Origin of the sequence: Tsuneonella flava (assembly GCF_002870965.1) — a bacterium.
GTDB lineage: Bacteria > Pseudomonadota > Alphaproteobacteria > Sphingomonadales > Sphingomonadaceae > Tsuneonella > Tsuneonella flava.
Window position 1 is genome coordinate 97,578 of sequence record NZ_PHSO01000002.1, and the last position, 26,517, is coordinate 124,094.

The window sequence follows — 26,517 nt, forward strand, 5'->3', positions numbered from 1 at the left end:
CCCGGCCTGACGCAATGACACGGTAGCGGGCATCCCCTTCACTCGTCATTGCGAGGAATCGCAGGCAACGTGGCAATCCATGCGCCGCACGCCGCCTCCATCCACTACCAATGCGATGGGCGCTACTCCCCCGGGGCGGCCGTGCGCTGCATCACCGGGCCGCGCGGACGCAGAAGCCGCAGCAATTTACGAAGGCGTGCGGTTACAACGCCGTGTTCGGCCATCCACGCGTGGTATTCGCGATACTTTGCATCTTCGGACAGCAGGTGCATCTCCTCCGTCCGGGCGCGCCAGTAGTAAATCCCGCTAACGCAGGCGAGGAAGAACGCATTGCGAATCGGGTCGGTCCACGATCCCGAGGTCACCAGAAACGGCATGGTAGAAAGCCACCAGAACGTGTTTTTCGCCAGATAGGCCGGATGCCGGGTAAACGCATAAGGGCCATTGGTGATGACCCCGCGATAGGTGAGGTTGGAGAAACGCAACCCGAATGCCACTGTCGCCCAGGCATAGATCGCGGTCAGCGCCATCAGCAGCGCCGCCCAGATCCACATCAAATGGGTGTGCCCGGCGAACCAGAACGCCCAGTTATTCTCCGCCCAGCCCGGTGTGCCGACGCTGTAATCGAGCAGGCCCACGCCGTTCAGCGGGGGGTAGCATAGCAGCGCGGCAACCCACCCGGCCACGAACGGGTTGCCGCTGCGAATATGTGCGTCGAGCGGGCGGAACGTGACGAGATAGCCGACCGTTCCCAGTTGCACGTCCACCAGAAACAGCAAGCTGACCAGCGCCATGCCCAGTTTCACCGGATCGGCAGCAATCGCAGTGAAATCAACGTTGACCGCTTCCCGAAACCCCGGCGGCAAGATCGAGATCATGAACGCGCCGAAGAACCCCTTGATGACCCATGCACGCCAGTGCTTCTTCACTTCCGCCGGATCGTATGCCTCCCGCCCCAGCAGTAACGCACCGAAATGCCACGCATGATCGCGCGGTTCGATCATAAACCTGTCGAGCCACAGGACATAAGGGATCGACAGCGCGAACATCGGTAGCGCCGCGTATTTCAGCACTTCCATCGCGAACAGATACTGCCCGTCCCAATACCACCGCGCGAGGCAATAGATCGCAGCGATCGCTGCCCAGGTGGCCCACAGACCCACCAGCTTGGTACACGAAATCTCCTGCGTTTCGGAAAGCGGGCGGCGCAGGCCCCAGTCGATCCCGGTAGATGGGCGACGGTGGACCTTGTCTTTCAACAGCGACACCGCCGCCATTGGCAGCGAGGTAAACACCAGCCCGGCCAGCGCGGCGTTCGGACCGTCGAGCCGGGCATGCGGCCCCGGCAAGCCGAACATATCGACCAGCCACGGCCAGTGGCGGCAGATCATCACCCATACGAACAGACCAGCGAGACCGGCCATGCCGACTGCGGCAGATACATCGCTCGCCGGGCGGCGAGCGGAGGTGTCGGGGCGGTGAGCGCTCATATGCGCGCCCGCCTTAGGGCAAAAGGGTTAAGAGGCTGGAAACCTGGCCCCATCCCGCCCTCGCCATTACAGCAGCAGCAACGGTCGCCTTAACGGAAAGCGGTGATGCGGCCGCTGTCGTCCAGCACGTAAAGCGTCTGGTTCGCGACGACCGGCGGCAGGCTGATCGCGCTCTTGAACCTGGTCCACACAGCAGCCGAACCTTCGCCGCTGCTGACCCGCCAGATTTCGCCCTGCGTATTGGCGATCCACAGCTGGTTTCCAGCGAGCACCGGCCCGGTCCAGAAGATCTGGTTGGTCTTCTTTTTCTCGTTGCGATATTCCGGCAGATCGGTCAGCCAGCGGACTTTGCCGGTGTTACGGGCAATCGCCAGCAGCTTGGCACTGTCAGTCAGCGTGAATATCCATTCGCCTGCTACTGCCGGGGTCGAAATACCCGCCAGATTGAGTTCCCAGATACGCTGCCCGGTGGCCAGTTCGTAAGCGGCCATACGGCCACCCTGCCCCAGAGCATAGACGCGGCCACTGTCGATGATCGGATCGGCATCGATATCGGTCAGCGACCCCACTTCAGTGGAAATCGACGTGCGCGCCAGCGCGTCCGACCACAAAGTGCGTCCGTTTTCATAACGGTATGCCGCCAGTTCGCCGGTCGAATACCCGGCGATGACCGTGCCCTGCCCCGCAGCGGGGGCAGCCACGCCGAACACGCCGGTCTGCGCGCTCGATCCCGATTCCTGCCATTGCAGCGAACCATCGGTTTCGGACAACGCGAAAATCTGGTTGTCCTGCGTCATGACATAGACCGAGCCGAACGCGACCGTCGGCGATCCGCGCAGCGGGCCAGAGGGGTGCGCGCGCCACAGTTCGTTGCCGGTCGCCGCATCGAGCGCGACGACTTCGCCCACACCGTTGGTGGCATAGACATGGCCATTGGCGAAACTGGCCCCGCCGCCGAAATTGGCCGCAGCAGGTGCGCCGTCCAGCTCTGTACGGTGCGACCACACTTTGGCGCCGGTATTGGCATCGAACGCTGTCACGACGCCATCGGTATCGGATACGAACAGCTTGCCGCCGCCGATCACCGGAGAAGCTGCCAGCCGCCGGCGATCGCTTGAGCCGGAAACCTGCGCAGTCCAGATCTGCTGCGGACTGTCGGACAGCGCGAGGTTGCCCGGCGCCTTGCCCGCGGTGCCGCCCGGCTGCGCCCATTCGGTGTTGGCTTGCGGTGTCGGCAGCACCACGGAGACCCCGGCCAGCGCCGGATCGACTTTCGCCCCGCTTTCGATGCGCGACAGGATCGGCATACGATTGCCGACCGTGGGCGTCACTTTTGCGTCTTTACCGCCGAAGATCTTACAGCCGGTCAAACCGACCGACAGTGCTGCAATCAGCAGTACGCGCCCGGTAATGGAAATAGCCTTGCCAGTCATTCGGTATCCGTTCCCTGTGATTGCATCGCAGCCTGCGTTCATTGCCGGGGCGCCCCCGCGCCACCCGGCATTTCAGCGCCGACTTCCTGTTCCTTGAGCACTTTATCCACGTCGTCGATCGCATCGACGCCGAGCAGCCCGGCCATCTGCCGCGCGCGCGATTTCAGTGTTTCCGATGTATTCTTGTCCCGCACGATCTGCGCGAACAGTTTGCCAGCTTCGGCATTCTTGCCCTGATCGAGATAGGCCATCGCCAGCATTTCCCCGGCAACGGGGAACCACGGCTTGTCCGGTACGACCAGCGGTTGCAGGCGAGAGACGACATCGGCCGATTTCATCTTGTCGTAATTGGCCGCGACGGCGCGCACTGTCGCCAGATCGCGCAGCGTTTGCGGTGCACTGGCATCGGCAGCAACGGCATCGAACAATTTGCCCGCTTCGGCGGTCTTGCCCTGTTCCATCGCGATCCCGGCTTTCAGCAACTGTGCCGACGCGGCGGCACCCGGTTCGCCATCTTCAATCACCGGGGCCAGGCCCTTGTCACCGCTAGCCAGATCGCCTGCCTGCACTTTATCCAGTGCAGAGACAAACGTTTCCGAATCCGCTTCGTACTGCCCTTCGCGGTGTTCGTGCCACCAGAGGTATCCGCCGAAAGCCAGCAAGCCGACGACCACGATGGCCAGCAGCGGCCTGCCGTATTTACGGCTGAAATCCGCATATTGATCCTGCCGCACAGCGTCGTCGACTTCGCGCAGCAGAACATCGTCCTGCGCCGCCTGTTGCTGTGCGCGCTTCTCTTCGCGGGAGAGGGAATTGCCGGGTTTCAGGGCCACGTGGCGGCTCACCTTATTCAATACATAGTTTCGGGTAACGCGCGTCTTTAGACGATGGGGCAGTCAATTCAATCGTCAAACCCGACTGTCCCCGCCCGCGTGAACCGCGGCTTAAGCATAGATACGGCGTATCAAGCAGGGATCTCGCGCCCCATGATACCCGAATAGAGGCGGCGATAAGCACCAATCATCCGGTCTTCCCCAAATTCGGCGACCGCCTTTGCCCGGTTGGCTTCACCCACCGATTCGCGCAACGCTGCATCGCTCGCCAATGTGGCCAGCGCATTGGATAGCCCGCCGATATCGCCCGGCCCGACTATAAACGGCAGATTTTCATCCGCCACCATCGCGCCGACATCCCCCACAGCCGGGGCGGCAGCGGGCAACCCGGCGGCCATCGCCTCGACCAGAGAGATCGGGAACTGTTCGCTTTGCGAAGACAACGCAAAGATATCGAACAGGCCGACGAACTTCACAGGATCGCTGGCGAAACCGGGCAAATGCACACGATGTTCGATGCCATGAGCCTGTGCCTCCGCCCGGATCGTCGACACTTCCGGCCCTTCGCCCACGATCACCAGTTGCCACGGATCAGGCAGCGAGGCGAAGGCGCGCACCAGCAGGTGCAATGCCTTGATCGGGCGCAGGCCGGCTACCGTGCCGACCCACAGCTCGCCGGGATGCTTGATAATCCCGCGCAAGGCATCGGCCTTCGGCTTCTTCGCAAAAGAGGCGACGTCGATCCCGTTGGGAATTCGCCTGACCCGCCCGAACGGCTGCGCCCATTCGGTGAGCGCAATACCCTCCAGCTTTTCCGACGGGACCACCAGCGCACTCGCCCGGCCCAGCGCAATGCGGCGATACCAGTTGCGGCTCGGCTTCAGCTTCTGTTGTTCATCGACATTGAAGCCGTCTTCGTGATGGATCAGCGGGGGCAGCGCAATGGCCTTGCCGAACAGGGTATGCGCCATCACTGCGTCCATCGCGCCCCAATTATATGTCAGCACGAGATCGTATTCGGCCATCGCCTGCGCCATGGCCTGCAGACGCCACGGCGTCGGCTTGCCCACGAGCGGGGGGAACTCATCGGGGTAATCGACATCGATCCCGTGCGCGATTTCGTTCGCAGCGGACAGTTCGCCCGGCTCCCCCGATACCACGGCGTGGTTCAGGTTCTTGCCGAACGCATTCATCAACCGCACCGCGCGGCGCTCCTTTCCACCCGAAGAAAAGGTCGAATGGAGGTGAAGAATACGCGGAATCGCGTTCCTGACGCTGTCGGTCATGCGACTTGTGCCAGCAGCCGGTCGAGCGCGGCAACCGCCTCCGGCTCGGTCAACAGCGGGGTGTGCCCTACGTTGGGCACCGTAACCAGGTCCATCGCGGGAATGCGCCGCTTCATTTCCTGGGCAGTCGCGGCCGACAGCACGTTCGAGCATTCCCCCCGCACCAGCGCCAGCGGGCGACCGGCCAGCGTTTCGAACATCGGCCACATATCGGGGGCGGCAGATGGATCGGCGTCTTCGAACGGAGCGGCAATCGCCATGTCGTAATCGAATGCGATACGCCCGCCGGAACCCAGCACCATTACCCGCTTCGCCATTGCCAGCCAGTCGTCGATAGTGAAGCCGGGATGCGATTCCCTGTGCTGCGCCTCCAGCGCGCGGGCGGCGTGCATCCATGTCGGAAAACTGCGCCCCTGCCCGACATAGTCGACGATACGCTCCAGCCCTGCCGCCTCAAGCTGAGGGCCGACATCGTTGAGCAACACCGCGGCAATGCGATCGGGCGTAGTGGCTGCGATCAGCATTGTCATCAGCCCGCCCAGCGACGTGCCGACCGATACGAACCGTTCGATCCCCTGTTCTGCCAACAGCGCCATCACATCCGCCACATAATGCAGCGGCGTGTATGTCGCGGAATCTTTGGCATAATCGGATTCGCCGCGTCCGCGCATTTCGGGCACGATCACCCGCCATTCGCCCGCGATCCGTTCCGCCAGCGCGGCAAAGTCGCGGGCATTACGCGTCAGTCCGTGCAGGCAGATTACCGGCGGCCGATCGTCGCGCCCCGGATAATCGCGATAATGCAGTTCCAGCCCGTCTGCGGTTTGCCAGGTGCGATCTGCCCATGCCCGTTCGGCAGACTTGCCGCCCGCATCGGGGGCACCGGTGAAACTGGCAGTGTTGTGCATAAAGTGCGAAACGGTCCCGTATCTGTGCGCGGATTGGCACCGGCGCAGTTATCGCCCGATGCGCGCCGTTCCGCAAGCGCGCAGGTGGGCAGCAGATAGCCAGCGCCCCGTGTGGGGACGAGTTTGCTTGAACCTGCTGTACTGTATCTCTAAGTCAGGTGCGTGGCTGCGTCCTCCTGTTCAGGGCCCGTTTCGGCGGCAGTGACGCACCACCCACGTCGCACTCAAAAGGCCTGCATGGGATCGCAGGCGTGGGGGAAATACCGCTTGTCTAACACCGAACCTGTAACCGAAATCGTCTCCTTCGAACCGGCCACCGGTGCCGAACTGTGGCGCGGCCCAGCGAGCGATGTCGATGCCATTGTGGCGCGCGCCCGCAACGCGTGGCCCGACTGGGCCTCCCGCCCTCTGGCCAACCGGATCGAACTGTGCCGCCGCTTCGCCAACGAAGTGCTGAAGGCGCAGGATCAGTTCGCGGAACTGATCGCCCGCGAAAACGGCAAGCCGCTGTGGGAAGCCCGCACCGAAGTCGAAACGGTGATGGGGAAAGTAGATATTTCGGTCACCGCCTATGCCGAACGGACCGGCCAGAAAAAATTCGACAGCGCGCTGCAGGGCACGGCAGCGGTACGGCACAAACCGCACGGTGTGATGGCAGTGCTCGGCCCGTATAACTTCCCCGCGCATCTGCCCAACGGGCATATCATCCCGGCGCTGATTGCGGGCAATACCGTGGTCTTCAAGCCAAGCGAGAAAACCCCCGCCGTGGGCGAATTCCTGATCGGTTGTTTCCACCGCGCAGGTGTTCCGTCAGATGTGATCCAATTGCTGGTCGGCGGCCCGGAAGAGGGCAAGGCGCTGGTCGCGCACCGCGATATCAACGGGGTACTGTTCACCGGCAGCGCACAAGCAGGGATTGCGATCAACAAGCGACTGGCGGGCAATCCGGGCAAGATTCTGGCGCTGGAGATGGGCGGTAACAACCCCATCGTGGTGCTCGACACCCCCAAGATAAACGATGCCGCCGCCCTGATCGTGCAAAGCGCATTCACCAGCGCGGGCCAGCGGTGCACCGCTGCACGGCGTCTGGTCGTAGTCGACAGTATGTATGATGCGATCATCGACGAAGTGAAGAACCTGGCCGACCGGATCGTGTTCGACGAACCGTTTGCCAATCCAGCCCCATTTATGGGCTGCGTGATCGACAACAATGCCGCCGATCAGTTGATGGAAAGCTTCCTCTACCTGCTCTCTCACGGGGGCAAGGCGATCAAGCACATGCAGCGGCCCGATAACGACAAACCGTTCCTCAGCCCCGGCCTGATCGATGTCACCGCGATGAAGGAACGGCCCGATGTCGAGCTGTTCGGCCCCCTGCTGCAAGTGATCCGGGTGCCCGATTTCGAGGCCGCGATTGCAGAGGCGAATTATACCCGGTTTGGCCTGTCGGCATCGCTGATCGGTGGCTCGCCTCAGGATTATAACAAGTTCTGGGCCAATGTCCGTGCGGGGATCGTCAACTGGAACCGCCCGACCAATGGCGCCAGTTCCAAGGCACCGTTCGGTGGGCTGGGCCTTTCGGGCAACCATCGCCCGGCGGCCTATTACGCTGCCGATTACTGCGCCTACCCTGTCGCCAGCACCGAAATGGACCAGCCGCGCGCCAGCATCGGCGTGGGCCTGCGCGAAGAGCGCCGCCGCACCCGCCGCTCAGCGCACGACGACGAAGCGACCCAGAGCGGCGGAGCGGGCTGATCGGCGCGCCCTCTAGGAGCGCTCGAGAGGCGGCGGACAGACACGGGCAAACAATCGTGCTTTTCCACCGCCTACTCGTCGCAGGCCGCTTGCCGTATCCGAACGCGCCCTTAGACTGCCGAATCGCAGACCCGAAAGGAGCGCATGGCCCGTAAACCCGCCCGCGCCGGGCAACCGGCGATTTCACCTCCTCCCGCACCTTTGCGCGAATCGCGTCGCGCCCGTGCAGAGCTGACGTTCGAAGATCAGTCGTTGCTTGTCCCGTTATTCGGGCAGTTCGATGCCAATCTGGTGCAGGTGGAAAACCGGCTGGGCGTGTTCATCTCTGCCCGCGGGGATCGCATCCTGATCGAAGGGAGCACGGATTCGGTGGCCCGCGCGCGCGACACGCTCAATGCGATGTACGATCGGCTGGCGCGGGGCGAAGATCTCGATACCGGCGCGATCGAATCGCTGATCGCGATGTCCAACGAACCGACGCTGGACGGGATCGTGCGCGGCGGAGACGACGCACCCAAAGTGATGATCCGCACCCGCCGCAAGACCATCGTTCCGCGCAGCGCGGGGCAGATCCCCTATATGCAGCAACTGGCGAGCAAGGATATCGTCTTCGCGCTCGGCCCCGCGGGCACAGGCAAGACATACCTCGCCGTGGCGCAGGCGGTCAGCCAGCTGATCAGCGGCAGCGTACAACGCATGATCCTGTCGCGCCCGGCGGTGGAAGCGGGGGAGAAGCTGGGCTTCCTGCCTGGCGATATGAAGGAAAAAGTCGATCCGTACCTGCGTCCGCTGTACGATGCTCTGTACGATTGCATGCCGCCCGAACAGGTCGAACGCCATATCGAAAGCGGGGTGATCGAAGTGGCCCCGATCGCCTTCATGCGCGGGCGCACATTGGCCGATGCTTTCGTAATTCTCGACGAAGCGCAAAACACCACGCGCGAACAGATGAAGATGTTCCTCACCCGCTTCGGCCAGAACAGCCGGATGGTTATTTGCGGCGATCCGAAGCAGGTCGACATTCCCGGCGGAGATTCGATGAGCGGGCTGGCCGATGCCGTAACCAAGCTGGAAGGTATCGAAGGCATCGCCGTCAGCCGCTTCACCGCCAGCGACGTAGTGCGCCACCCCATCGTGGGCCGCATCGTCGAAGCATACGAAGGGCCGGGAGCATAAAATTCAGCGGCGCAGAACGCAGATGCCATGCTTTCAACGCACTTCGTGGCCGGTGAGTATCACCTGAAGCTATAACGTCGGCCCTGTTGCGATACTTCACCTGACGCGGTTTGGTAATCGGATTTGAAAGAGCCACAGACACGCCTTAAGGTTGCCCTATGCCAGCAACCCGCTTCAAACGAGCCGCTTCGTTGTTCGCCACTGCCCTGCTTTTCGCTTTCCAGCCTGCCGTTGCAAAGGATCAATCGCAAGCTGCGTCAGATGAGACTGCGGACCCGGCTGTGGGTGAGTACGTTTTCTCCCAGATGGAGCTTATTGCCGGCCTTCGCCTCCATGCAGACGGCACTTTCGAATATGGTCTGACAGTGGGCTCGCTGGATGAACGGGCGCAAGGTCGATGGAAGCGCGCCGGCGACAGAATCGAACTTGGCAGCGACCCAAGACCACTCGCGCCGACTGTCACCCCCGACACGATTGAGGCCACGCCGGGCAAGCCGTTCGCAATCCGGGTGCGGGCGCCCAACGGGCGCGATGTTCCCGGCATCGATCTGCGGATCGATTTTGAAACCGGCGCTCCGCTCGAATCGTATCTTGACGGTGGCCCGTGGACGTTTCCAGCGGACGAACATCGTCACCCGCGCTTTGTGACTTTCACCCTGAAAGGCTACCGGATCGATTCCGGCCCTTTGCCGCTCCGCGCCGAGGACGGGACGACAGCGAACTATCTGCTGACACCGAACGATTTCGGGGTCGTCGATCTGACCGGAACCTATCTGGAGCGGCAGGCAGACGGACTGCTGCTATCGCGACCGGAAGGCACGATCCTGTTCAAACGTAGAAGCAATTGATTGCGGCGCTTCGTCGCGAATATCTGCGACAAAGTCTGGCTGGGGCGGCAGGATTCGAACCTGCGCATGCCGGTACCAAAAACCGGTGCCTTACCGCTTGGCTACGCCCCAGCAGGCGGCCCCCTATAGCGCCTCCTGCGGCGATGTGAAGTGGTCTGACGGGATTACTGGATTCTATCGTGAAATGAAGGACAGTTGCAGCAAACGAAACCTGTTGTGACAGTAAAGCACCATCGGTTTGACGCGCGACAAATGCGACAGAGCACCGCAGAGGTATTCAATCGGTCGAGCGATAACTTAGCTGTTGTAGCTCTCCCGAATCCTCCTTTAAGGGCGGCAACTTTCGAACTTGCCGCCCACTTTTTGCTGGTCCCGCGCTGCGGGCAGGCAGGCAGGCGGGCTGGTCCGGTAACGGGATTTATCGCTCTCGGTAATCGAACCGATGATCGCGAATGCGACGCGCCAGCCAGCGCTTACTCCCCGGTAAAGTCGGGTTTCCGCTTTTCCAGAAACGCATCGACGGCTTCCTTGTGGTCGCGGGTTTCATGGGCCAGCGCCTGCATCGATGCCGACATTTCCAGCACTTCGTTGAGCCGCATGTTCTGAGCATCGGTCAGCAAGCGCTTGGCCAGTCGCAGCGATCGGGGCGGATTGGCCGCCACGCGTTCGGCCAATGCCATTGCTTCGTCCATCAGGCGCTCTGCAGGGACGACCCGCGATACCAGCCCGATCTCCTTCGCTTCTTCCGCGTTGAGCGTATCGCCGGTGAACATCAGTTCCGCTGCCTTCGCGTAGCCCACTGCGCGTGGCAGTGCCCATGCTCCGCCATCGCCGGGGATCAGCCCCACTTTGACGAAACCGGCAGCAAATTTTGCAGTGTCGGCGGCGATCCGCATATCGCAGAAGCACGCCAGATCGTTGCCCAGCCCGATGGCATGGCCATTGACAGCAGCGATCAGAGGCACTTCACAGTCGTTGAATGCCCGGCTGATGGTCTGCACGCCGCGGCGATAGTTGCTGCGCGTATCGGCAGGGGATGCCAGCGGACCAATGCCGTTGCGATCCTTCATCGCCTGCAAGTTGCCTCCGGCGGAAAAAGCCCGGCCCGATCCGGTGACGATAGCAACGCTGATGCCTGTATCGTCTCCAATATCGTGCAACGCCGACACGAGATCGGCGCAGTCTTCGTGCGTGGCGATGGCATTCATCGTATCGGGATGGTTGAAAGTGAGGATCGCAATCCGCCCCCGCTTCTCCATCTTCACGAAATCGCCCATTCTGCCCTCTCCTTTGCCGAATCCGAATCTATTGCAAAGGCGACCGTGGGGCGGATTGGCGATGGTGGCAACGGCTACATCGCGCCCCAGCTCTTCCACAGCATATAGATCGCGACAACGAAGATCAGCACAGCGAAGACAGTCTTGAGCTGCCCGCCGCCCGAAAGCCGTCGGGCCAGCCGCGTCCCGAAGAAAGCGCCGATAACGCCCCCGGCGATGAAAGTGCCGGCAAGCACCCAGTCGACCAGCCCGGAGAAGGCATAGTTCGCGGCTGTCGTCAGGCCGAATGCCGTCACCGCCACCAGACTGGTGCCGACAGCATTGATCATCGCCATGTCTGTCGCAGCGATCAGGCCGGGCACGATCAGGAAACCACCGCCAATGCCGAAAAATCCGCTGAACGCCCCGGTGCCGAAGCCGTAACCCAACACTTTGGGTGCGTTAGTCCGGTTGCACTGTGCCCCCGGCGTGCCCTGATTGCGCCGACCACGCAGCATCAGCACCCCCACCACCAGCATCAGCAGCGCGAAGAGGAACAGCAGTTTGTCGCCGTCAACGCTCTTGCCCAGTGTCGATCCGCCGAATGCGCCCACGATCCCGGCGGCGGCATAGATCAGCCCGCAGCGCCAGCGCACAGTTCGCTCGCGCGCATGTTGTAGCAGGCCGCTGGCGGCGTTGGCTGCCACGGCCAGCGCGCTGGTGCCGATGGCCACATGCGGGCTGGACACGCCGACAAGATAGACCATCAGCGGCACAGCCAGAATCGATCCGCCGCCACCGACAAGGCCCAGCGAAAAGCCGACGACCCCGCCCGACAACGCGCCGAGTGCCATATGTAACGGATCGAGCACTGTAAGCTCCTGAAATTATCCCGCAAACAAGCGGGCGGCAATCAGCCCTTCTTGCGCGTATCGAGGCCGATCAGCTTATACGCCGGGCAGAAGCCAATCAGGCTGGTCAGCAGCAGCACCGCCGCCACGATCCATGCGACAGTCGCCAGTGTACCTGTCAGAACCCCGGTGGCCGCCAGTACCGCCAGAATAATCGCACCGATCACGCGCAGGGTTCGATCCGATTTTCCCATGTTCAACATTGCCTTGGTTCCTTCATCGCATGGCAAGACCCGCCATTGGGCTGCCGGTTCATACCCCTTGCACGGGTATCTTGAGATAGCGCGTTCCGTTGTCTTCCGGCGGCGGGAAATGGCCCGCGCGCATATTGACCTGGATCGAAGGCAGGATCAGCCGCGGCATCCCCAATGTGACATCGCGTGCCTCGCGCATGGAGACGAAATCGTCTTCGCTCACACCAGTCGCAGCGTGGATATTGCCATCCCGCTCCTCCGCAATGGTCGTTTCCCACGCGAATTCGTCGCGCCCCGGTGCCTTGTAATCGTGGCACAGGAACAGCCGCGCCTTGCCCGGCAGTTCCAGCAATCGGCGGATCGACCGATAAAGCGTGCGCGCGTCGCCGCCCGGAAAATCCGCCCGCGCAGTGCCGAAATCGGGCATGAAGATCGTATCGCCCGGAAACACCGCATCGCCCACGACATAGGCGAGATCCGCTGGCGTATGGCCGGGAACGTGCAACACCGCAGCTTCGATTTCACCAATTGTGAAGATGTCACCATCTGCAAACAGATGATCGAACTGCGATCCATCGTGCCGGAAATCGGCCCCGACATTGAACGTGGCGCCGAAAGTATCCTGCACGTCCACAATGTGCGCGCCAATCGCAATCCGGCCACCCAGCGCCCCTTTCAGATAGGGGGCGGCAGACAAGTGATCGGCATGGGCATGGGTTTCCAGAAGCCAGGCGACCTCCAGGCCCTGCTCTTTGACGTAAGCAATTACCTGATCGGCAGATTCGTGCGATACCCGGCCCGACGCCGGATCGTAATCCAGCACCGGGTCGATAATCGCAGCAGCCCGATTTTCAGGGTCGTGGACGACATGGGTGGCAGTGAACGTCGCTTCATCGAAAAACGTGTGAACGACCGGTGCCCGCGTTTTGCCCAACAAGGCATTTTCGACGATTCCGGTCGCCTGAGATAACGCTGTATCCTGTTCGCGATCAACCATCGATAACTCCATATTCATTTTCAGATAGTAAGTAATCATGTATATGTCTTGCGTCAAGACGAGAGGGAAACTAATGACAAGGTTGATGGCGCCATTTTCAGACAGCACTCAGGACACCCCGCCGCTTCGTATCGGGGAAATCGTGCCCCGCTTTACCGCGCGCAGCACCCAAGGGGTGATCGACCTCGCAGATTATGACGATCGGTGGTTCATCCTGTTTGCCCACCCCGCCGATTTCACACCTGTTTGCACCAGCGAGCTGATCGAGCTGGCGAAGGCTGAGGCAGATTTTGCCGCGCTCGATTGCGCGCTGATCGGCCATTCCGTCGATAGTCTTTACTCTCACCTCGCGTGGCTGCGTGCGATCCACGAACTGTCTGGGGTGAAGGTCGGCTTTCCACTGGTGGAAGATCCATCGATGGAGATCGCCCGCGCTTACGGAATGATGAGCTGCGATGCCACCGATGCGACCACTGTTCGCACCACGTATTTCATCGGGCCGGGCGGCATTTTGCATGCCTCGATCTGCTACCCGCTCAATGTCGGGCGATCGATCCCTGAGATGCTGCGTCTGGTGAAGGCCTTACAGGAGGCGGAACGCAACGACGCACTGGCTCCGGCAAACTGGCAACCGGGCGACGCATTGTTGCGCGATCCTGAAGAGACTATTGGGAAGGTCCTCTCCGGCAGCAAAGCAAACGACTGGTTCTATTCCCCGTTCAGGGCCGGAGGGCGCAGTGGCAAGTAATCCCGAACGCGATTTCGAAGGCAGCGCCGAATTGCTGCGCGCCATTGCCCATCCGGTACGCCTGCAAATCCTCTGCGCGATCAAGGATACAGATCACGCGGTGAGCGAGATCGAGGATCTCACCGGCATTTCGCAGCCCGGCCTGTCGCAGCAACTGGCCATTTTGCGTAAAGCGGACCTCGTCACTACCCGGCGCGACGGGAAGAAGATCTACTACCGCGTCGATCGTGAGCAGATGCTGGGCGCGAGCGACCTGCTCGATGCGCTCGCCGGCACCAATCTGGGCCCACAGCGCGACCGGCGGGCAGCGCAACTCCACAGTGGCGGCGGGGCGGCGACTTTCGCCCGTATCGTCAGCCGCTCGAACGACTAAGCGGGCCGGGCGGCAGGCTGGGCAACCCGGCAGATCTGGCCGGAATGCCCAGCCTGCGATTGCCCGATAGCAAAAGGGCCAGCGCGCCGGATACCGGTTTGCTCGCGCCCAACCGCAAGACCGCTTTCCGCACCGGACGGGCAAAGGGCGTATCGTCGGTGTAGAGCCCCACGAGATGGCGCGTCGCTTCGTACAGCGGCAAAGTCGCCATCTGCCGCTCGATCGCATATCGCACCAGACGAGCATAGCGTGGCATCCCGCCACGCAGAACGCGCCCCAGCTCCCATGCACCCGCGAGGCCGAAGTTGAACCCGTGCGCCGTCACCGGGTGCATACCCACCGCCGCATCGCCCACCAACGCCGCGCGTGGGCGCACGAAGCGTTCGGAGAAGGTCATCGTCAGTGGATAGGCGAACGGTTGCTCCACCGCTTCGATATCGCCCAGTTCCCCGGCGAGGATCGCCCTGGCATAGGATTCGCGACATGCCTCGGGCCAGGCGAGGAAATCCGCCGCTTTCGCGTCAGGCAAAGTAAGCACAAACGAAGTCAGTCCAGGGCCGAGCGGGAGCAGCGCAACCGTGCGCCCGCGGTCGAACCATTCCAGTGCCTTACCACCCAGCGGGTCGCCCGAATGACGCACCCGCATACAGATCATCGTCCGTTGCGTTTTATGGATTCGCGCCCCTATGCCCAACATCCCGCGCACTGCGGAAAAGCGCGAGTCCGCTGCCACCACCATTGCGCCGCGCAGTATCTCGCCCGACGCCAGACGAACCTCTGCACCGCCTTCGGTGACGGCAGCGCCGATCACCCGCTGCTCGGTTCGCAAGTCGAGCCGTTCTTGCCCGCTAACCGACTGATAAAGCGCGCGGCGGATGGCGTGGTTGGGCACCAGATTGCCGAGTTGACCGCCATCCTGCCCGGTCGGATCGATGGCCATTGCGAAAGACGATCCGCCGTCGCGCACCCGCGCGCCGCGCAACGGGTGGATTTCTTCCTGCGGAATCAAGGGCCAGACGCCCAGATCGCTCAGGATGCCTTGCGAACGCAGCGTCAGCGCGATCTCTCTGCCATCGGGCCTGGGATCGGCAATGGTCGCTTCGGGCTGATATTCCAGCACAGTGACCCGCACCGGCGCATCGGCCAGGCTCCGCGCGAGTGCCAGCCCTGCCGGACCGGCACCGACGATGATGACATTATCGAGCGTTTCGTGTGACATGCGGCAAGTGATCGCACCGCATTGCCATCGGTTCATTGCGTTCGATCAAGCGGGATCGGGTTCTTTATCCTGCTTTTCGTCGAACAAAGTGAGCGGGCGGCCATCGTCGCGCAGCACAACGTAGATTGCCGGAATCACCAGAACCGTCAGCAGCGTCGAACTGGCCAGCCCGAACAGGAGCGAGATCGCAAGCCCTTGAAAAATCGGGTCTGTCAGGATCACCGCGGCCCCGATCATCGCCGCCGCAGCGGTCAGCACGATCGGCTTGAAGCGGATCATCCCGGCTTCCAGCAGCGTGTCGCGCAGCGATTTTTCCGGGCTGCGGGCGTGGCGGATGAAATCCACCAGCAGGATCGAATTGCGGACGATAATCCCCGCCAGCGCGATGAAACCGATCATGCTGGTGGCTGTGAATGGTGCGGAAAAAAGCATATGGCCCAATACGATACCGATCAGGGTCAGCGGGATCGGGGTGAGGATCACCAGCGGAATCTTGAAGTTGCGGAACTGCCCGACGACCAGCACATAGATGCCCAGCAAAGCAACCATGAAGGCCCCGCCCATGTCGCGGAAAGTGACCCAGGTAATTTCCCATTCGCCATCCCACAGCAACGTTGTCTGCTGTTCGTTCGCTGGCTGGCCGTTGAGGCTTATCTCTGGTTTTTCAAGACCATGTGCCGCCCAATCGAATTGATCGATGGCCTTGTCCACCGCCAGCATTCCGTAAATCGGCGCTTCGTAGCGGCCAGCAAGTTCGGCGGTGACCATCGCCACGCCGCGTCCGTCGCGGCGGAACAGCGCTTCGCTGCCTTTGCTCTCGTGCGCGTCAACTACTTGATCCAGGCGGATTAATTGCGGACCCATCGGGCCTTGCGCGGCGGCGACCGGGGTGGCGCCGAGCGACTGGCTCCAGCTGCGTTGCGACTGGTCTAGGCCGATCTGGATCGGCAGTGGCGGGCGGCCCATCCCTTGCGGGGCGTAACCCACTGTTTGATCGGACATAAGTACGCCGATGCTGTCGTAGACCTGCCGTTCGGAGAGGCCGTAATGATCGAGCCGGTCACGGTCGGCCACCAGCCGCAATTGCGGAGTCTGCTGGCCAAAGCTGTTGTCGACATCGACAATGAAAGGCACTGATTTAAATATCTTTTCCACTTGCAAAGCGGTCGCGCGGCGGGCTGCTTCGTCGGGGCCGTAGATTTCCGCCAGCAGTGTGGCGAGAACCGGCGGGCCCGGCGGGGTTTCGACCACTTTGATCGATCCGCCTGCCGGTAAAGCTATTTTTTCCAGACGCTTACGCATATCGACAGCGATGTCGTGGCTGGAGCGGGAGCGATCCCCCTTGGGCAGCAGAGTGACCATCACATCGCCCATCCACGGTTTGTCGCGCAGGAAGTAATGCCGCACCAAACCGTTGAAATTAAACGGCGCACTCGCCCCGGCATAGGCCTGCATATTGACCACTTCGGGCATCTGGCGGGCGACGGTTGCCGCCTGTTCCAGCACGCGCCCGGTCTGTTCCAGGCTGGTGCCTTCCGGCAGGTCCACAACCAATTGAACTTCCGACTTATTATCGAACGGAAGCAGCTTCACCGTGACCAGTTCGAAATAGAACATTGAACACGATATGGCGGTCGCAACCCCAACAAATATAAGGAAATTCCGCGCCGACTTGCGATCTTTCACCACACGAGCGGCGATTTTGCCATATAGCGCGCCCAGTTTGTCAGGTTGGCCCGTATGATGCGCGTCACCGGCCAGTGTCGTGCGCGCAAACCGGATCATCAGCCAGGGTGCGATGATGACAGCTACGAAAAAGCTGAACACCATCGCCGCGCTGGCGTTGATCGGGATCGGCGCCATGTACGGCCCCATCAGGCCCGAAACGAACAGCATCGGCAACAGCGCCGCGACCACCGTCAGCGTGGCGACGATCGTGGGGTTGCCCACTTCGGCCACGGCCTCGATCGCGGCCTGCTGGCGAGTGCGGCCGCCATCGGTGCCGACATCGGACATCGCCCAGTGGCGCGCGATATTTTCGATCATCACGATGGCATCGTCGACCAGAATGCCGATGGAAAAGATCAGCGCGAACAGGCTGACCCGGTTAATGGTAAATCCCATGACGTTGCTGGCAAACATCGTCAGCAGGATCGTGGTGGGGATCACGATGGCTGTCACCCCCGCTTCGCGCCAGCCGATGGCAAAGCCGATCAGCAGCACGATCGACACTGTCGCCAGAGCCAGATGGAACAGCAGTTCGTTGGCCTTCTCGTTCGCGGTTTCGCCGTAATTGCGGGTGACCTGCACCTTCACGCTTTCGGGGATCAGCGATCCTTCGAGTTCGTGCACCCGCTCGACGACGTTTTCGGAAACCGTGACGGCATTGGCCCCGGCGCGCTTGGCCACCGCCAGGCTCACCGCCGGTGCGGTGTTCCACGCGCCATCCTTGCCATCGCGCGACCAGTCCCACACGCGGGCCTGATCCTGTGTCGCCCCTTCGGTAACGGTCGCGACATCGCGCAGATAGACCGGCGCGCCGGTGATCGAGCGGACTTGCAGGTTGCCCACTTCCCGCGCGCCCGACACCGTCTGGCCCACCACCACCGTGGCCGCCTGCCCGTTTTCGCGCACTGTGCCAGTGGGGAACGAGCGGTTGGCCTGACTGGCGGCATCGATCACGGCATTGAGCGGCACCTGATGCGCGGCCAGTTTCGCCGGATCGGGCACGATGCGGATTGCCTGCTGCTGCCCGCCGACGACGAATGTCAGCCCGACATCGCCCACTTTGGCGATTTCGGTCTTCAGGCGATCGGCCAGTTCATAGAGCGACTGATCGCTCCAGTTACCGGGCGCACCGGGCTTCGGCGTCAGCGTCAGCACCACGATTGGCACATCGTTGATGCCGCGCACAGTGATCTGCGGCGGCGGGATGCCCACAGGGATGCGGTCGATATTGGCCTGTATCTTCTCGTTGACCCGCACTGCGGCATCTTCCGGGTCCGACCCGACGAGGAAGCGGGCAGTGACCATCACGCCGTTATCTTCGGCCTGGGTGTAAACGTGTTCTACACCGTCAATCGATTTGACGATGGTTTCCAGCGGCTTGCCTACCAGCTCCACAGCATCGCCCGCCGATAGACCGGGCGCGGCCACGCGGATATCGACCATCGGCACTTTGATCTGCGGTTCTTCCTCGCGCGGGATCGTCATCGTCGCGATCAGGCCAACGAGGATCGCCGCCAGCAGCAGCAGCGGCGTGAGCGGAGACTGGATCGTCGCCCGCGTCAGCCGCCCGGAAATGCCCAGATTCACCGCTTCACCGCTCATTTGCGCGCCGTTCCGCCCGATGCCCCGGCATTCGCCCCGGCTGCAGGCTTCACCAGCCTGTCGCCTGCGGAAACGCCGGAGAGGATTTCAACTTTGCCCGCTTCACCCGCAGGCGCGGTCTGCACCGGCACAGCGGCAGCAACGCCCTGTTTCGGCTGCACCGTGACATAATCGACGCCAAAGCGGGTGACGACATAGCCAGCAGGCACGATCAGCCCCTTGCGCGATCCGCCATCGATTTGCGCGGCCACGCGCCGCCCGATCAGCGCGGCATCGAGCCCCGGCACATCGGCATCGGCGCGCACCTGCCCCGCCGCGACCGAGGGATAGACCCGCGCAATCGTGCCGGCCCGCTCGGTCCCGTCATCGGTGGTGACGCGCACGGCAGAGCCGGGGTGAACCTTCGCCGCCAGCGATTCGGGCAGATCGAGCCGCAGGACGACCGGGCCGGAGGTAATCGTAGCGATCACCATGCCAGGCGCGACCGCCGATCCGGCGGGCACGTCTGCCGCCAGCACACGGCCACTGGCAGGTGCGATCAATGCGCCCTGCCCGGCCACTGCACCCACTGCCTTCTGCTGCTCGCGCGCGGCGCGCACTTGCGCCTGCGCGGCAGAGGCCGCTGCCTGCGCCTGTTCCAGCCGCGCCTTGGCATAGACGCCGTTTTCATAGAGATAGCGAGTGCGCGACAGCTCCGCCTGTGCCTGTGCCGCCTGTGCCTGCGCCGCAGCCGCCTGCGCGCCATAGGCACCCGACTGATAGCCAAGCTGGCTGTCGACAACGCGGCCAATCGCCTGCCCGCGCTTCACATAATCGCCTTCCTTCACGGAAAGCGCGGTGAGGATGCCGGGGATGCGGGCCATGACTTGCGCCTGATCGACAGTGGCGACTTCCGCGCTCACTGCCGTCCAGTTGGGCACTTCGGCCTGACGCACCACCAGCACGGGGCCGCTGGTCGCCGTTTTCGCCGGTGCCTGCGCCACCTCGCTGTCGCCGCATGCTGCCAGCGCCAGACTACCGCTCAGCGCAAAGATCAGTGCCGTGCCCCGCATCGTTATCCTCATTTCTTTTTGGGCCTCACTTCTCGTCTGGCCTCATTTCTCGACCGGAAGACCCGCACTGTTCCATGCACCCATGCCACCGGCAAGGTGCGTATCGACCGGCACCTCCGAACATTTCGTCAGCGCCTTGGCCGAACGAACCCCGCCCGCGCAGTTAAGCACGACAGTCTTGCCCTCCGCAGCGGGAAGCTGCGCGGGATCGAACTGCGTCAGCGGCAGGTTGATCGCGCCGGGAATGTGCCCGCCTGCGAATTCGCCGGGCTCGCGCACGTCGACCACGACCGCCTGACCGTTAGTCACCATCGTGTGCAGTTCGCCCGCAGTCACTTCGCGAACAGGAGATTTTTTGCCGAAACCGAACATTTTCGATCCTTTCGATTATTGATTTGCATATATCGTGTATATGTTTTATCCGTCAACCCGTAATCGCAAGAGAGGATTCGATGATGTCCCACCCCCATATCGTTGTTCTGGGTGCCGGCCTGGGCGGCACGATCGCCGCTTACGAGATTGCCAGCGCCACTAAGGGCAAGGCGCGCGTTTCGGTCGTCAACAAAGGCGATGATTACTGGTTCGTGCCATCGAATCCGTGGGTTGCCGTGGGCTGGCGGGAGCCGGAGGCGCTGCAGGTGCATTTGCCGCCGGTGATGGAAAAACACGGCATCGCCTTCACCGGCACGGGCGCGCGCAAGGTGGACCCGGCAAATAACCGGATCGAGCTGAACGATGACTCATATATCGATTATGATTATCTGGTAATCGCCACCGGCCCCGATCTGGCGTGGGATGAAATCGACGGCTTCGGCCCGGATCGCAACACTGTGTCGATCTGCGAAACCGCCAGTGCGGAGCAGGCGCGTGCACGTTTCGAAGAGCTTTGCGCCAACCCGCGCCCTGTCGTGGTCGGCGCGGCGCAGGGGGCCAGTTGCTATGGCCCGGCTTACGAAATGGCGATGATCCTCGATACCGAGTTGAAGAAGCGCGGCATTCGCCACAAAGTGCCGATGACGTTCATCACCCCCGAACCCTATATCGGGCACCTCGGGCTTGACGGCGTGGGCGACACCAAGGGCTTGCTGGAAAGCGAAATGCGCGACCGGCACATCAAATGGGTCACCAACGCGAAAGTGGACAGTGTCGAAACCGACACGATCCACATAACCGAAGTGAACGACGACGGCAGCGAGAAGAAGCGCCACGATCTCGATTTCGGGTGGTGCATGCTGATGCCGCCGTTCCGCGGCATTCCCGCGCTGATGGGGCTGGAAGGGCTGGTCAACCCGCGCGGTTTCGTGCTGGTGGACGAACATCAGCGCAATCCGAAATACAGCAATGTCTTCGGGCTGGGCGTGTGCATCGCGATCCCGCCGACCGGGCCGACCCCGGTGCCGGTGGGCGTACCCAAGACCGGCTTCATGATCGAAAGCATGGTCACGGCCATCGCGCAGAACCTGAAGGAAATTCTCGACGGGCAGGAACCGACGCACGAAGCGTCGTGGAACGCGATCTGTCTGGCCGACTTCGGCGATGGCGGGGTGGCTTTCGTTGCCAAGCCGCAGATTCCGCCGCGCAACACCAACTGGGCATCCGAAGGGAAATGGGTCCATCTGGCGAAAATCGGCTTCGAAAAATACTTCCTCCGCAAGATCCGCAAGGGCGAAAGCGAGCCGTTCTACGAAAAGCTCGCGCTGCATGTGCTGGGGATCAAGAAACTGACGATGGACTGATCGTTTTGAAGGAGATGTTGCGATGAACCTCGACCGTGCCGTGCTGGCCTTTGCTGCGATTGTCGTGCTGGCGGGATCGATCCTGTCGGTCACTGTCCACCCTTACTGGATCGCACTGACGATCTTCGCCGGGCTGAACATGTTGCAGGCGAGCGTGACGGGTTTCTGCCCCGCGGCGATGGTGTTCCGCCGGATGGGTGTTGCGCCGGGCTGCGCCTTTCGCTGAACGCCTTCCGTTCGCGGAGAGAACCCCTTAGCTGAGAGAACCGATGCGTATCGCTTTCCCCCGCTCCTCTTCCGTCGCACTGCCTTCTGTCACACTGGCCGTCGCGCTGGCATCCGCTGTGTTCGCGGCGCCCGTCGCTGCCGAAACGCTGGACGAAACGCTGGCCGCCGCGCTGGCCCATTCGCCTGCGATAGAGGCAGCGCAGGCGCGGGTCGATGCCGCCGATGCCGCTGTCGCGCAGGCGCGGGCGGAGCGGAATCCCAGCGCCAGTGTGCAGGGGCAGATCGGCTATGGCCGGATCGATCCGCGCGGGTTCTTCGGCTTGCAGGCGGAAAACGTCACCCCGCGCGTGGCGCAGGTCGGCGCGGAATTGCCGCTGTTCACTGGCGGGCGGATCGGCGCGGCAGTGGCGCAGGCGCAGGCCGGGCGCGACATGGCCGCGATCGGCACCGATGCCGCTGCGCTCAACCTCCGGCTACAGGTGATCGCCGCCTATACGCAGGCACTCGCTGCGCGGCAGCAAGTCGCCAGCTATGGCGCGATGATCGATACTTTGCAGGAAGCGGTGCGCCATTCGCAGCTGATGTTCAAAGTCGGCGCAGCGACCTCCACCGATATCGCGCAGGCAGAGGCGCGTCTGGCGGAGGCCGAGGCAGGCCGCGCCGGGGCGCAGGGCGCGCTGAACGAAGCGCAGGCCCGGCTGAGTGCACTGGCCGGGCGCCCGATTACTCCCGACACCGCGCTGCCCCCGCCGCCGACCGTGCCCGCCAGCGCCGATCAGGCTGCGATGCTCGCTTCTGCCGACAACCCGCAAGTGGCGCAGGCGCGCAAGGCAGCGGACATGGCCAGCGCCGGGGTCCGCGCCGCCAAAGCAGAACGGATGCCGACCGTCGGCGCCTATGCCGAAGCGTCCACTGTGCGCGATCAGTTCTTCCCCGGATACGCGGCCGACAGCGCCAGCGTGGGCCTGCGCGGGCAGTGGAAGTTCTTCACCGGCGGCAGAGTCGGCGCCAAAGTGGACAAGGCGGAGGCCGAATCCCGCGCCGCCGCCGCCGATGCGCGGCTGGCCGAACAGGGCGTGCGGATACAGGCGGTGCAGGGCTTCGAAGCGGTGCAGTCGGCCCGCGCAATGCTGGCCGCTGCGGAAAAGCGCGCTGCCGCCACGCAAGAGGCGCTGCGCGGCACCCGGCTGGAAGTGAAATCGGGGGCCAAGCCACAGCTCGCGCTGCTCGATGCCACGCGGGAGGCGCTGTCTGCCGAATCCGCCCGCATCGTGGCGCAGGGCCAGTTGCTCACCGCTGCCTACACCCTTCGCAGCGTGACCGGGATGGAGCAGCAGTAGCAGTAGCCGCAGCCACCGCGCCGCTCGAAGGGCCGCGCAATAAAGGCCGCGCGCGAGACAGTGGATCGACGCGGCAAATCGGCGGCTCCGCCCTTTTCACGGATTAACAATTGCATTAACCCAATCGGCGGGAGGACACTTTCGCATGACCGGTCAATGCTAGAGCAGCATCTGGAAATAGCGCGCCTGACGCGCGAGCTGGCGTCTCAACTACTTGAAAAGGCGGTATTGGTTGCGCGCCACTTCGATCTGGGAACGACCGAAGTGCGCGCTATCGAACAGCTTTACCTGTCTGGCCCGATGACAGCAGGCGACCTGGGCCGCGCCCTCGCGCTGACCAGCGGATCGGTGACTGCGCTGGTCAAACGATTGCAAGCCAACGATCTGGTCGAACGCACAGTCGATCGGCAGGATCGCCGCAAAGTATGGATTTCGCTGAGGGGCGACAAAATCGAGGAGCTCCTCCAACCCTACCTTTCGACCATCGCGCAGGGGCAAAGCGTGATCGATCGCTTTTCGGATGGCGATCTGGCGACGGTCACCCGCTTCCTGAAGGAATACTGCGCTGCGTCGAGCGCCGAGAGTTTGGCGACCGAACGCGATGGCGACCGCAGCGCGAAACCTGGCGGCAGGCGGGACGCGTCAGGCAAGATCACCGGGGTCGGCGCAGGGCTCGGTTAACGCAGATCCAACCACGTCCGCCCCCCACCATCCCTCCCTTGTCATTGCGAGGAGCCGCAGGCGACGTGGCAATCCATGGCCCGCACTTTGCCTCCACCACAACCGATGTGATGGGCTGCTCCCTCAGGCCATGGATTGCTTCACTCCGTTCGCAATGACGAGCGGATGGGTCGGTGCCGGGACAGGCACGGAGGCGAGGCAAAGCAGAACGGCCCCACTCCCCACCAACGTCGCCCCGGACCTGATCCGGGGCCCCGCTTTTCTTCCAGCGCGGCGCCAGTGGAAGCTGGGCCCCGGCTCGGGGGCCGAGGTGACGATGTGGGTGGGAGCAAGCCGATTGGCTGGCAGCCACGCCCCACCGCCCCTCCCTCGTCATTGCGAGGAGCGAAGCGACGCGGCAATCCATGGGCCGCCCTTGCCCCGGCCACAACTGCCGCGATGGAGGGGAGGCGGGAGGCGGGTGGAGGCTTGTCACACGAAGGCACGGAGTGGATTTGGGCCCACACTGCCGATGCCTGGCCAATACTATCACGCGTATCCCCAACCCTCGTCATTGCGAGGAGCCGCAGGCGACGTGGCAATCCATGGGCCGCCCATCGCCCCAGCCACAACACACGCGATGGGCCGCACCCTCAGGCCGTGGATTGCTTTACTGCGTTCGCAATGACGAGTGGACGGGAGCGAAGTGGACGCGGGTATACTCCGCCTCGCCCCCGCCTTACCCCCCGCCTCACCCCTGGGCGGCGAATTCGCGCAGCATGTGTTTGGCGATCTGGAGCTGGAGGATCTGCGTGGTGCCTTCGTAGATGCGATAGATGCGGGCATCGCGGAAAAACCGCTCCGCATCGTATTCCGCCAGATAGCCTGCGCCACCGTAGATTTGCACCACGCGGTCCACCACCCGGCCGCACATTTCGCTGGCGAACACTTTGAATGCCGCGGCTTTTCGCAGGATATTCTCCCCCCGGTCGGCACGGGCGGTCACATCCGCCATCATGCATTCGGCGGCGTAGATCTCCGTCTCGCTTTCAGCCAGCATCTGCTGGATAAGCTGGAAATTGGCGATCGGTTCGCCAAATGCCTTGCGCTCCGTCGCGTAGCGCAGCGCGCTGTCGAGCGCGCGGCGGGCATAGCTGGTGCTGGCCGCGCCCACCGAAATGCGCCCGTTGTCGAGGCTCTTCATCGCGAACACGAAACCCTTGCCGGTTTCCCCGCCCAGCAGCGCGTCGCCCGGCACATGGACATCGTCGAGCATGATATCCGCGATATGGCTGCCTGCCTGCCCCATCTTCTTGTCCGGGCTGCCGACCGACACGCCCGGCGCATCCATCGGCACGATAAATGCGGAAACATGCGCGTTCTTGGGCAGGTTCTCCTTCTCCGTGCGCGCCATGATGAGGCCGACCTGCGCGTGCGGAGCGTTTGTGATGTAGCGTTTGGTGCCGTTCAATATCCAGCCGTTGCCATCTGGATCGGGGCGCGCAGTGGTCGCCATCGCCGCGCTGTCGCTGCCCGATCCCGGCTCTGTCAGGCCGAAACAGGCAATCTCACCCCCGGCGATGCGAGGCCACCATTCGGCCTTCTGTGCATCTGTCCCGCCGTTCTTGATCGCGGAATTGAACATCCCGATATTGATCGAGAAGATCGAACGATAGGCTGGCGCGGCATAGGCGATGGTCTTCACCGTGCGCGCATACTGCGCGGTGTTGAGCCCGGCCCCGCCAAATTCTTCGGGAATCGACAGGCCGAACAGGCCCATATCCTTCATTTCCTGAACGATATCGTCGGGGATGCGGTCATTTTCGATCACTTCGCGTTCGGCAGGGATCAGGCGTTCGCGAACATACCGGTCGAGCTGGTCGATGAACTGTTCGAACAGTTCCGGGTCCATGCCGGGGTTTACGGTCGCTTCGCTCATAATAATCCTCTCGTCGCTGCTGCGCGGCATACGCGGTTCCCGGTATCCAGCCGGGTTTCGAAAGAATGCCTAATCGAATCGAGCAGTACAGGCCATACCCATATTTCGAAACAGACACCTGCCAGATCCTGCCAGCGCCCCGCGATCAGGCCTGTTTCAACAGGCCGGCAAGGAAAAAATCGATTACTGCCGCTGCATTGCGCTTGCTGACTTCGGCATCGATCTCTTCGCCCAGTTCGCTGCCGAGAATGAAACGCGCCGCGTTCAGCCCATCGGCCGCCCCCACTGTCGCGAAATAAAACAGCTTCTTATCCACCGGGCGGAACACGCCCTGCGCCACCCCGGCATCGATGATAGTGGCCTGTGCATCCATCATCGGGTGGATCAGCCGCTGCGTCAGGCGCGCGGCCTCTTCCGGCGATCCGTCGCGGACCATCGCCTGCAACAGGCGATTGAAAAACGGGAAGCGGAAATAGGCTTCCGCAATACCGTTCAGATGCATCCGCATCTTTTCGACCGGATCGTAATCGGCAGCGAGCAGGCTTTCCAGTTGTGCCAGCGCGCGGGCAATGCTGCGTTCCAGCGCGGCCACCAGCAGCCCTTGCTTGTTGCCGAAATAATATCCGATCAGGCCCTGCGGGTGTCCTGCCCGCTCGGCAATATCGACGAACGACACATCCAGTGTGTCGCGTTCGCGCATCAGATCGATTGCGGCCTGCACCAGTTGCTGCGCGGATTCCGAATTCGCCGGATCGCCCCGCGCGCGGCCTGTCGCCACGCTACGTGATGCCATATTCTCCCCCAT

The 26,517-nt window shown here is 62.7% G+C and carries 24 protein-coding genes and 1 tRNA gene; 9 read left to right on the forward strand and 16 right to left on the reverse strand.

Annotated elements, in window-relative coordinates:
• Nucleotides 1–122: 122 nt before the first annotated feature.
• The 5 genes from CV013_RS02285 to CV013_RS02305 form a co-directional block, all read right to left on the reverse strand.
• The gene (locus CV013_RS02285; protein WP_102153661.1) at nt 123–1,490 is read right to left on the reverse strand and encodes a methyltransferase family protein; all 1,368 of its coding nucleotides are present in this window, start codon (nt 1,488–1,490) and stop codon (nt 123–125) included.
• Between the two features lie 89 nt (nt 1,491–1,579).
• Nucleotides 1,580–2,923 (reverse strand): outer membrane protein assembly factor BamB family protein, encoded by a 1,344-nt coding sequence (locus tag CV013_RS02290; RefSeq protein WP_102153717.1) that lies wholly within the window; start codon nt 2,921–2,923, stop codon nt 1,580–1,582.
• Between the two features lie 38 nt (nt 2,924–2,961).
• The gene (locus CV013_RS02295; protein ID WP_102153718.1) at nt 2,962–3,756 is read right to left on the reverse strand and encodes a tetratricopeptide repeat protein; all 795 of its coding nucleotides are present in this window, start codon (nt 3,754–3,756) and stop codon (nt 2,962–2,964) included.
• Between the two features lie 131 nt (nt 3,757–3,887).
• Nucleotides 3,888–5,042 (reverse strand): glycosyltransferase family 4 protein, encoded by a 1,155-nt coding sequence (locus tag CV013_RS02300; RefSeq protein ID WP_102153662.1) that lies wholly within the window; start codon nt 5,040–5,042, stop codon nt 3,888–3,890.
• Nucleotides 5,039–5,950: an alpha/beta fold hydrolase gene (locus tag CV013_RS02305; protein ID WP_102153663.1), complete on the reverse strand. Its 912-nt coding sequence runs from the start codon at nt 5,948–5,950 to the stop codon at nt 5,039–5,041. Before CV013_RS02305 ends, CV013_RS02300 begins: the two co-directional genes overlap by 4 nt.
• A 267-nt stretch (nt 5,951–6,217) precedes the next feature.
• On the opposite strand from CV013_RS02305, the gene astD reads away from it, so the two are divergent.
• The 3 genes from astD (at nt 6,218) to CV013_RS02320 (ending at nt 9,729) form a co-directional block, all read left to right on the forward strand.
• Entirely contained in the window at nt 6,218–7,705 is a 1,488-nt protein-coding gene (gene astD / locus CV013_RS02310) for a succinylglutamate-semialdehyde dehydrogenase (protein WP_223805342.1), read from the forward strand.
• 144 nt (nt 7,706–7,849) lie between these two features.
• Nucleotides 7,850–8,881: a PhoH family protein gene (locus tag CV013_RS02315; protein WP_102153665.1), complete on the forward strand. Its 1,032-nt coding sequence runs from the start codon at nt 7,850–7,852 to the stop codon at nt 8,879–8,881.
• A gap of 158 nt (nt 8,882–9,039) precedes the next feature.
• Nucleotides 9,040–9,729: a hypothetical protein gene (locus CV013_RS02320; RefSeq protein ID WP_102153666.1), complete on the forward strand. Its 690-nt coding sequence runs from the start codon at nt 9,040–9,042 to the stop codon at nt 9,727–9,729.
• A 36-nt stretch (nt 9,730–9,765) separates the two neighbouring features.
• Here CV013_RS02320 and CV013_RS02325 read toward each other — a convergent pair.
• From CV013_RS02325 to CV013_RS02345, 5 genes are all read right to left on the reverse strand, one after another.
• Nucleotides 9,766–9,840, reverse strand: a tRNA-Gln gene (locus CV013_RS02325).
• 362 nt (nt 9,841–10,202) lie between these two features.
• On the reverse strand, nt 10,203–11,006 hold the full coding sequence (locus CV013_RS02330) for a crotonase/enoyl-CoA hydratase family protein (RefSeq protein ID WP_102153667.1): 804 nt from the start codon (nt 11,004–11,006) through the stop codon (nt 10,203–10,205).
• 74 nt (nt 11,007–11,080) lie between these two features.
• Complete coding sequence (locus tag CV013_RS02335) at nt 11,081–11,839, reverse strand: sulfite exporter TauE/SafE family protein (protein ID WP_102153668.1); 759 nt, start codon at nt 11,837–11,839, stop codon at nt 11,081–11,083.
• Between the two features lie 59 nt (nt 11,840–11,898).
• Nucleotides 11,899–12,090 (reverse strand): YgaP family membrane protein, encoded by a 192-nt coding sequence (locus tag CV013_RS02340; protein ID WP_232806552.1) that lies wholly within the window; start codon nt 12,088–12,090, stop codon nt 11,899–11,901.
• A 58-nt stretch (nt 12,091–12,148) separates the two neighbouring features.
• Entirely contained in the window at nt 12,149–13,087 is a 939-nt protein-coding gene (locus tag CV013_RS02345; RefSeq protein WP_102153719.1) for an MBL fold metallo-hydrolase, read from the reverse strand.
• Nucleotides 13,088–13,172: 85 nt separating this feature from the next.
• On the opposite strand from CV013_RS02345, the gene CV013_RS02350 reads away from it, so the two are divergent.
• Nucleotides 13,173–13,835 (forward strand): peroxiredoxin, encoded by a 663-nt coding sequence (locus CV013_RS02350; protein WP_102153670.1) that lies wholly within the window; start codon nt 13,173–13,175, stop codon nt 13,833–13,835.
• Nucleotides 13,825–14,208, forward strand: coding sequence for an ArsR/SmtB family transcription factor (locus CV013_RS02355; protein ID WP_157935723.1), 384 nt, complete (start codon nt 13,825–13,827; stop codon nt 14,206–14,208). Before CV013_RS02350 ends, CV013_RS02355 begins: the two co-directional genes overlap by 11 nt.
• Here CV013_RS02355 and CV013_RS02360 read toward each other — a convergent pair.
• From CV013_RS02360 to CV013_RS02375, 4 genes are read right to left on the reverse strand one after another with little or no spacing between them, the layout of a single operon-like run.
• Nucleotides 14,189–15,427 carry an FAD-dependent monooxygenase gene (locus tag CV013_RS02360; protein WP_198591818.1) on the reverse strand — a complete coding sequence of 413 codons (1,239 nt, stop codon included), beginning with the start codon at nt 15,425–15,427 and terminating at the stop codon, nt 14,189–14,191. The genes CV013_RS02355 and CV013_RS02360 overlap by 20 nt on opposite strands.
• A 45-nt stretch (nt 15,428–15,472) precedes the next feature.
• Entirely contained in the window at nt 15,473–18,742 is a 3,270-nt protein-coding gene (locus CV013_RS02365; protein ID WP_102153720.1) for an efflux RND transporter permease subunit, read from the reverse strand.
• Nucleotides 18,743–18,753: 11 nt separating this feature from the next.
• Nucleotides 18,754–19,809 (reverse strand): efflux RND transporter periplasmic adaptor subunit, encoded by a 1,056-nt coding sequence (locus CV013_RS02370; protein WP_223805340.1) that lies wholly within the window; start codon nt 19,807–19,809, stop codon nt 18,754–18,756.
• Nucleotides 19,810–19,851: 42 nt separating this feature from the next.
• Complete coding sequence (locus CV013_RS02375; RefSeq protein ID WP_102153674.1) at nt 19,852–20,181, reverse strand: rhodanese-like domain-containing protein; 330 nt, start codon at nt 20,179–20,181, stop codon at nt 19,852–19,854.
• 83 nt (nt 20,182–20,264) lie between these two features.
• On the opposite strand from CV013_RS02375, the gene CV013_RS02380 reads away from it, so the two are divergent.
• From CV013_RS02380 to CV013_RS02395, 4 genes are all read left to right on the forward strand, one after another.
• Nucleotides 20,265–21,545 carry an NAD(P)/FAD-dependent oxidoreductase gene (locus tag CV013_RS02380; RefSeq protein ID WP_102153721.1) on the forward strand — a complete coding sequence of 427 codons (1,281 nt, stop codon included), beginning with the start codon at nt 20,265–20,267 and terminating at the stop codon, nt 21,543–21,545.
• 22 nt (nt 21,546–21,567) lie between these two features.
• On the forward strand, nt 21,568–21,771 hold the full coding sequence (locus CV013_RS02385; RefSeq protein ID WP_102153675.1) for a YgaP family membrane protein: 204 nt from the start codon (nt 21,568–21,570) through the stop codon (nt 21,769–21,771).
• Between the two features lie 43 nt (nt 21,772–21,814).
• Nucleotides 21,815–23,113, forward strand: coding sequence for a TolC family protein (locus tag CV013_RS02390; RefSeq protein ID WP_102153676.1), 1,299 nt, complete (start codon nt 21,815–21,817; stop codon nt 23,111–23,113).
• A gap of 156 nt (nt 23,114–23,269) precedes the next feature.
• Nucleotides 23,270–23,794, forward strand: a complete 525-nt coding sequence (locus tag CV013_RS02395; RefSeq protein WP_102153677.1) for a MarR family winged helix-turn-helix transcriptional regulator — start codon at nt 23,270–23,272, stop codon at nt 23,792–23,794.
• A 730-nt stretch (nt 23,795–24,524) separates the two neighbouring features.
• On the opposite strand, the gene CV013_RS02400 is transcribed toward CV013_RS02395, so the two are convergent.
• Together CV013_RS02400 and CV013_RS02405 are read right to left on the reverse strand one after the other, a co-directional pair.
• On the reverse strand, nt 24,525–25,712 hold the full coding sequence (locus CV013_RS02400) for an acyl-CoA dehydrogenase family protein (RefSeq protein WP_223805339.1): 1,188 nt from the start codon (nt 25,710–25,712) through the stop codon (nt 24,525–24,527).
• Nucleotides 25,713–25,857: 145 nt separating this feature from the next.
• Nucleotides 25,858–26,505 carry a TetR family transcriptional regulator gene (locus tag CV013_RS02405; protein ID WP_190276550.1) on the reverse strand — a complete coding sequence of 216 codons (648 nt, stop codon included), beginning with the start codon at nt 26,503–26,505 and terminating at the stop codon, nt 25,858–25,860.
• Between the last annotated feature and the right edge of the window lie 12 nt (nt 26,506–26,517).

Coding starts and splice junctions, on each gene's coding strand:
- CV013_RS02395 (WP_102153677.1), top strand. CDS start 23,270: ATGCTAGAGCAGCATCTGGAAATAGCGCGCCTGACGCGCGAGCTGGCG.
- CV013_RS02400 (WP_223805339.1), bottom strand. CDS start 25,712: ATGAGCGAAGCGACCGTAAACCCCGGCATGGACCCGGAACTGTTCGAA.
- CV013_RS02290 (WP_102153717.1), bottom strand. CDS start 2,923: ATGACTGGCAAGGCTATTTCCATTACCGGGCGCGTACTGCTGATTGCA.
- CV013_RS02300 (WP_102153662.1), bottom strand. CDS start 5,042: ATGACCGACAGCGTCAGGAACGCGATTCCGCGTATTCTTCACCTCCAT.
- CV013_RS02380 (WP_102153721.1), top strand. CDS start 20,265: ATGTCCCACCCCCATATCGTTGTTCTGGGTGCCGGCCTGGGCGGCACG.
- CV013_RS02390 (WP_102153676.1), top strand. CDS start 21,815: ATGCGTATCGCTTTCCCCCGCTCCTCTTCCGTCGCACTGCCTTCTGTC.
- CV013_RS02320 (WP_102153666.1), top strand. CDS start 9,040: ATGCCAGCAACCCGCTTCAAACGAGCCGCTTCGTTGTTCGCCACTGCC.
- CV013_RS02335 (WP_102153668.1), bottom strand. CDS start 11,839: ATGGCACTCGGCGCGTTGTCGGGCGGGGTCGTCGGCTTTTCGCTGGGC.
- CV013_RS02350 (WP_102153670.1), top strand. CDS start 13,173: ATGGCGCCATTTTCAGACAGCACTCAGGACACCCCGCCGCTTCGTATC.
- CV013_RS02375 (WP_102153674.1), bottom strand. CDS start 20,181: ATGTTCGGTTTCGGCAAAAAATCTCCTGTTCGCGAAGTGACTGCGGGC.
- CV013_RS02385 (WP_102153675.1), top strand. CDS start 21,568: ATGAACCTCGACCGTGCCGTGCTGGCCTTTGCTGCGATTGTCGTGCTG.
- CV013_RS02340 (WP_232806552.1), bottom strand. CDS start 12,090: ATGGGAAAATCGGATCGAACCCTGCGCGTGATCGGTGCGATTATTCTG.
- CV013_RS02370 (WP_223805340.1), bottom strand. CDS start 19,809: ATGCGGGGCACGGCACTGATCTTTGCGCTGAGCGGTAGTCTGGCGCTG.
- CV013_RS02360 (WP_198591818.1), bottom strand. CDS start 15,427: ATGTCACACGAAACGCTCGATAATGTCATCATCGTCGGTGCCGGTCCG.
- CV013_RS02345 (WP_102153719.1), bottom strand. CDS start 13,087: ATGGTTGATCGCGAACAGGATACAGCGTTATCTCAGGCGACCGGAATC.
- CV013_RS02330 (WP_102153667.1), bottom strand. CDS start 11,006: ATGGGCGATTTCGTGAAGATGGAGAAGCGGGGGCGGATTGCGATCCTC.
- CV013_RS02305 (WP_102153663.1), bottom strand. CDS start 5,950: ATGCACAACACTGCCAGTTTCACCGGTGCCCCCGATGCGGGCGGCAAG.
- CV013_RS02405 (WP_190276550.1), bottom strand. CDS start 26,505: ATGGCATCACGTAGCGTGGCGACAGGCCGCGCGCGGGGCGATCCGGCG.
- CV013_RS02315 (WP_102153665.1), top strand. CDS start 7,850: ATGGCCCGTAAACCCGCCCGCGCCGGGCAACCGGCGATTTCACCTCCT.
- CV013_RS02285 (WP_102153661.1), bottom strand. CDS start 1,490: ATGAGCGCTCACCGCCCCGACACCTCCGCTCGCCGCCCGGCGAGCGAT.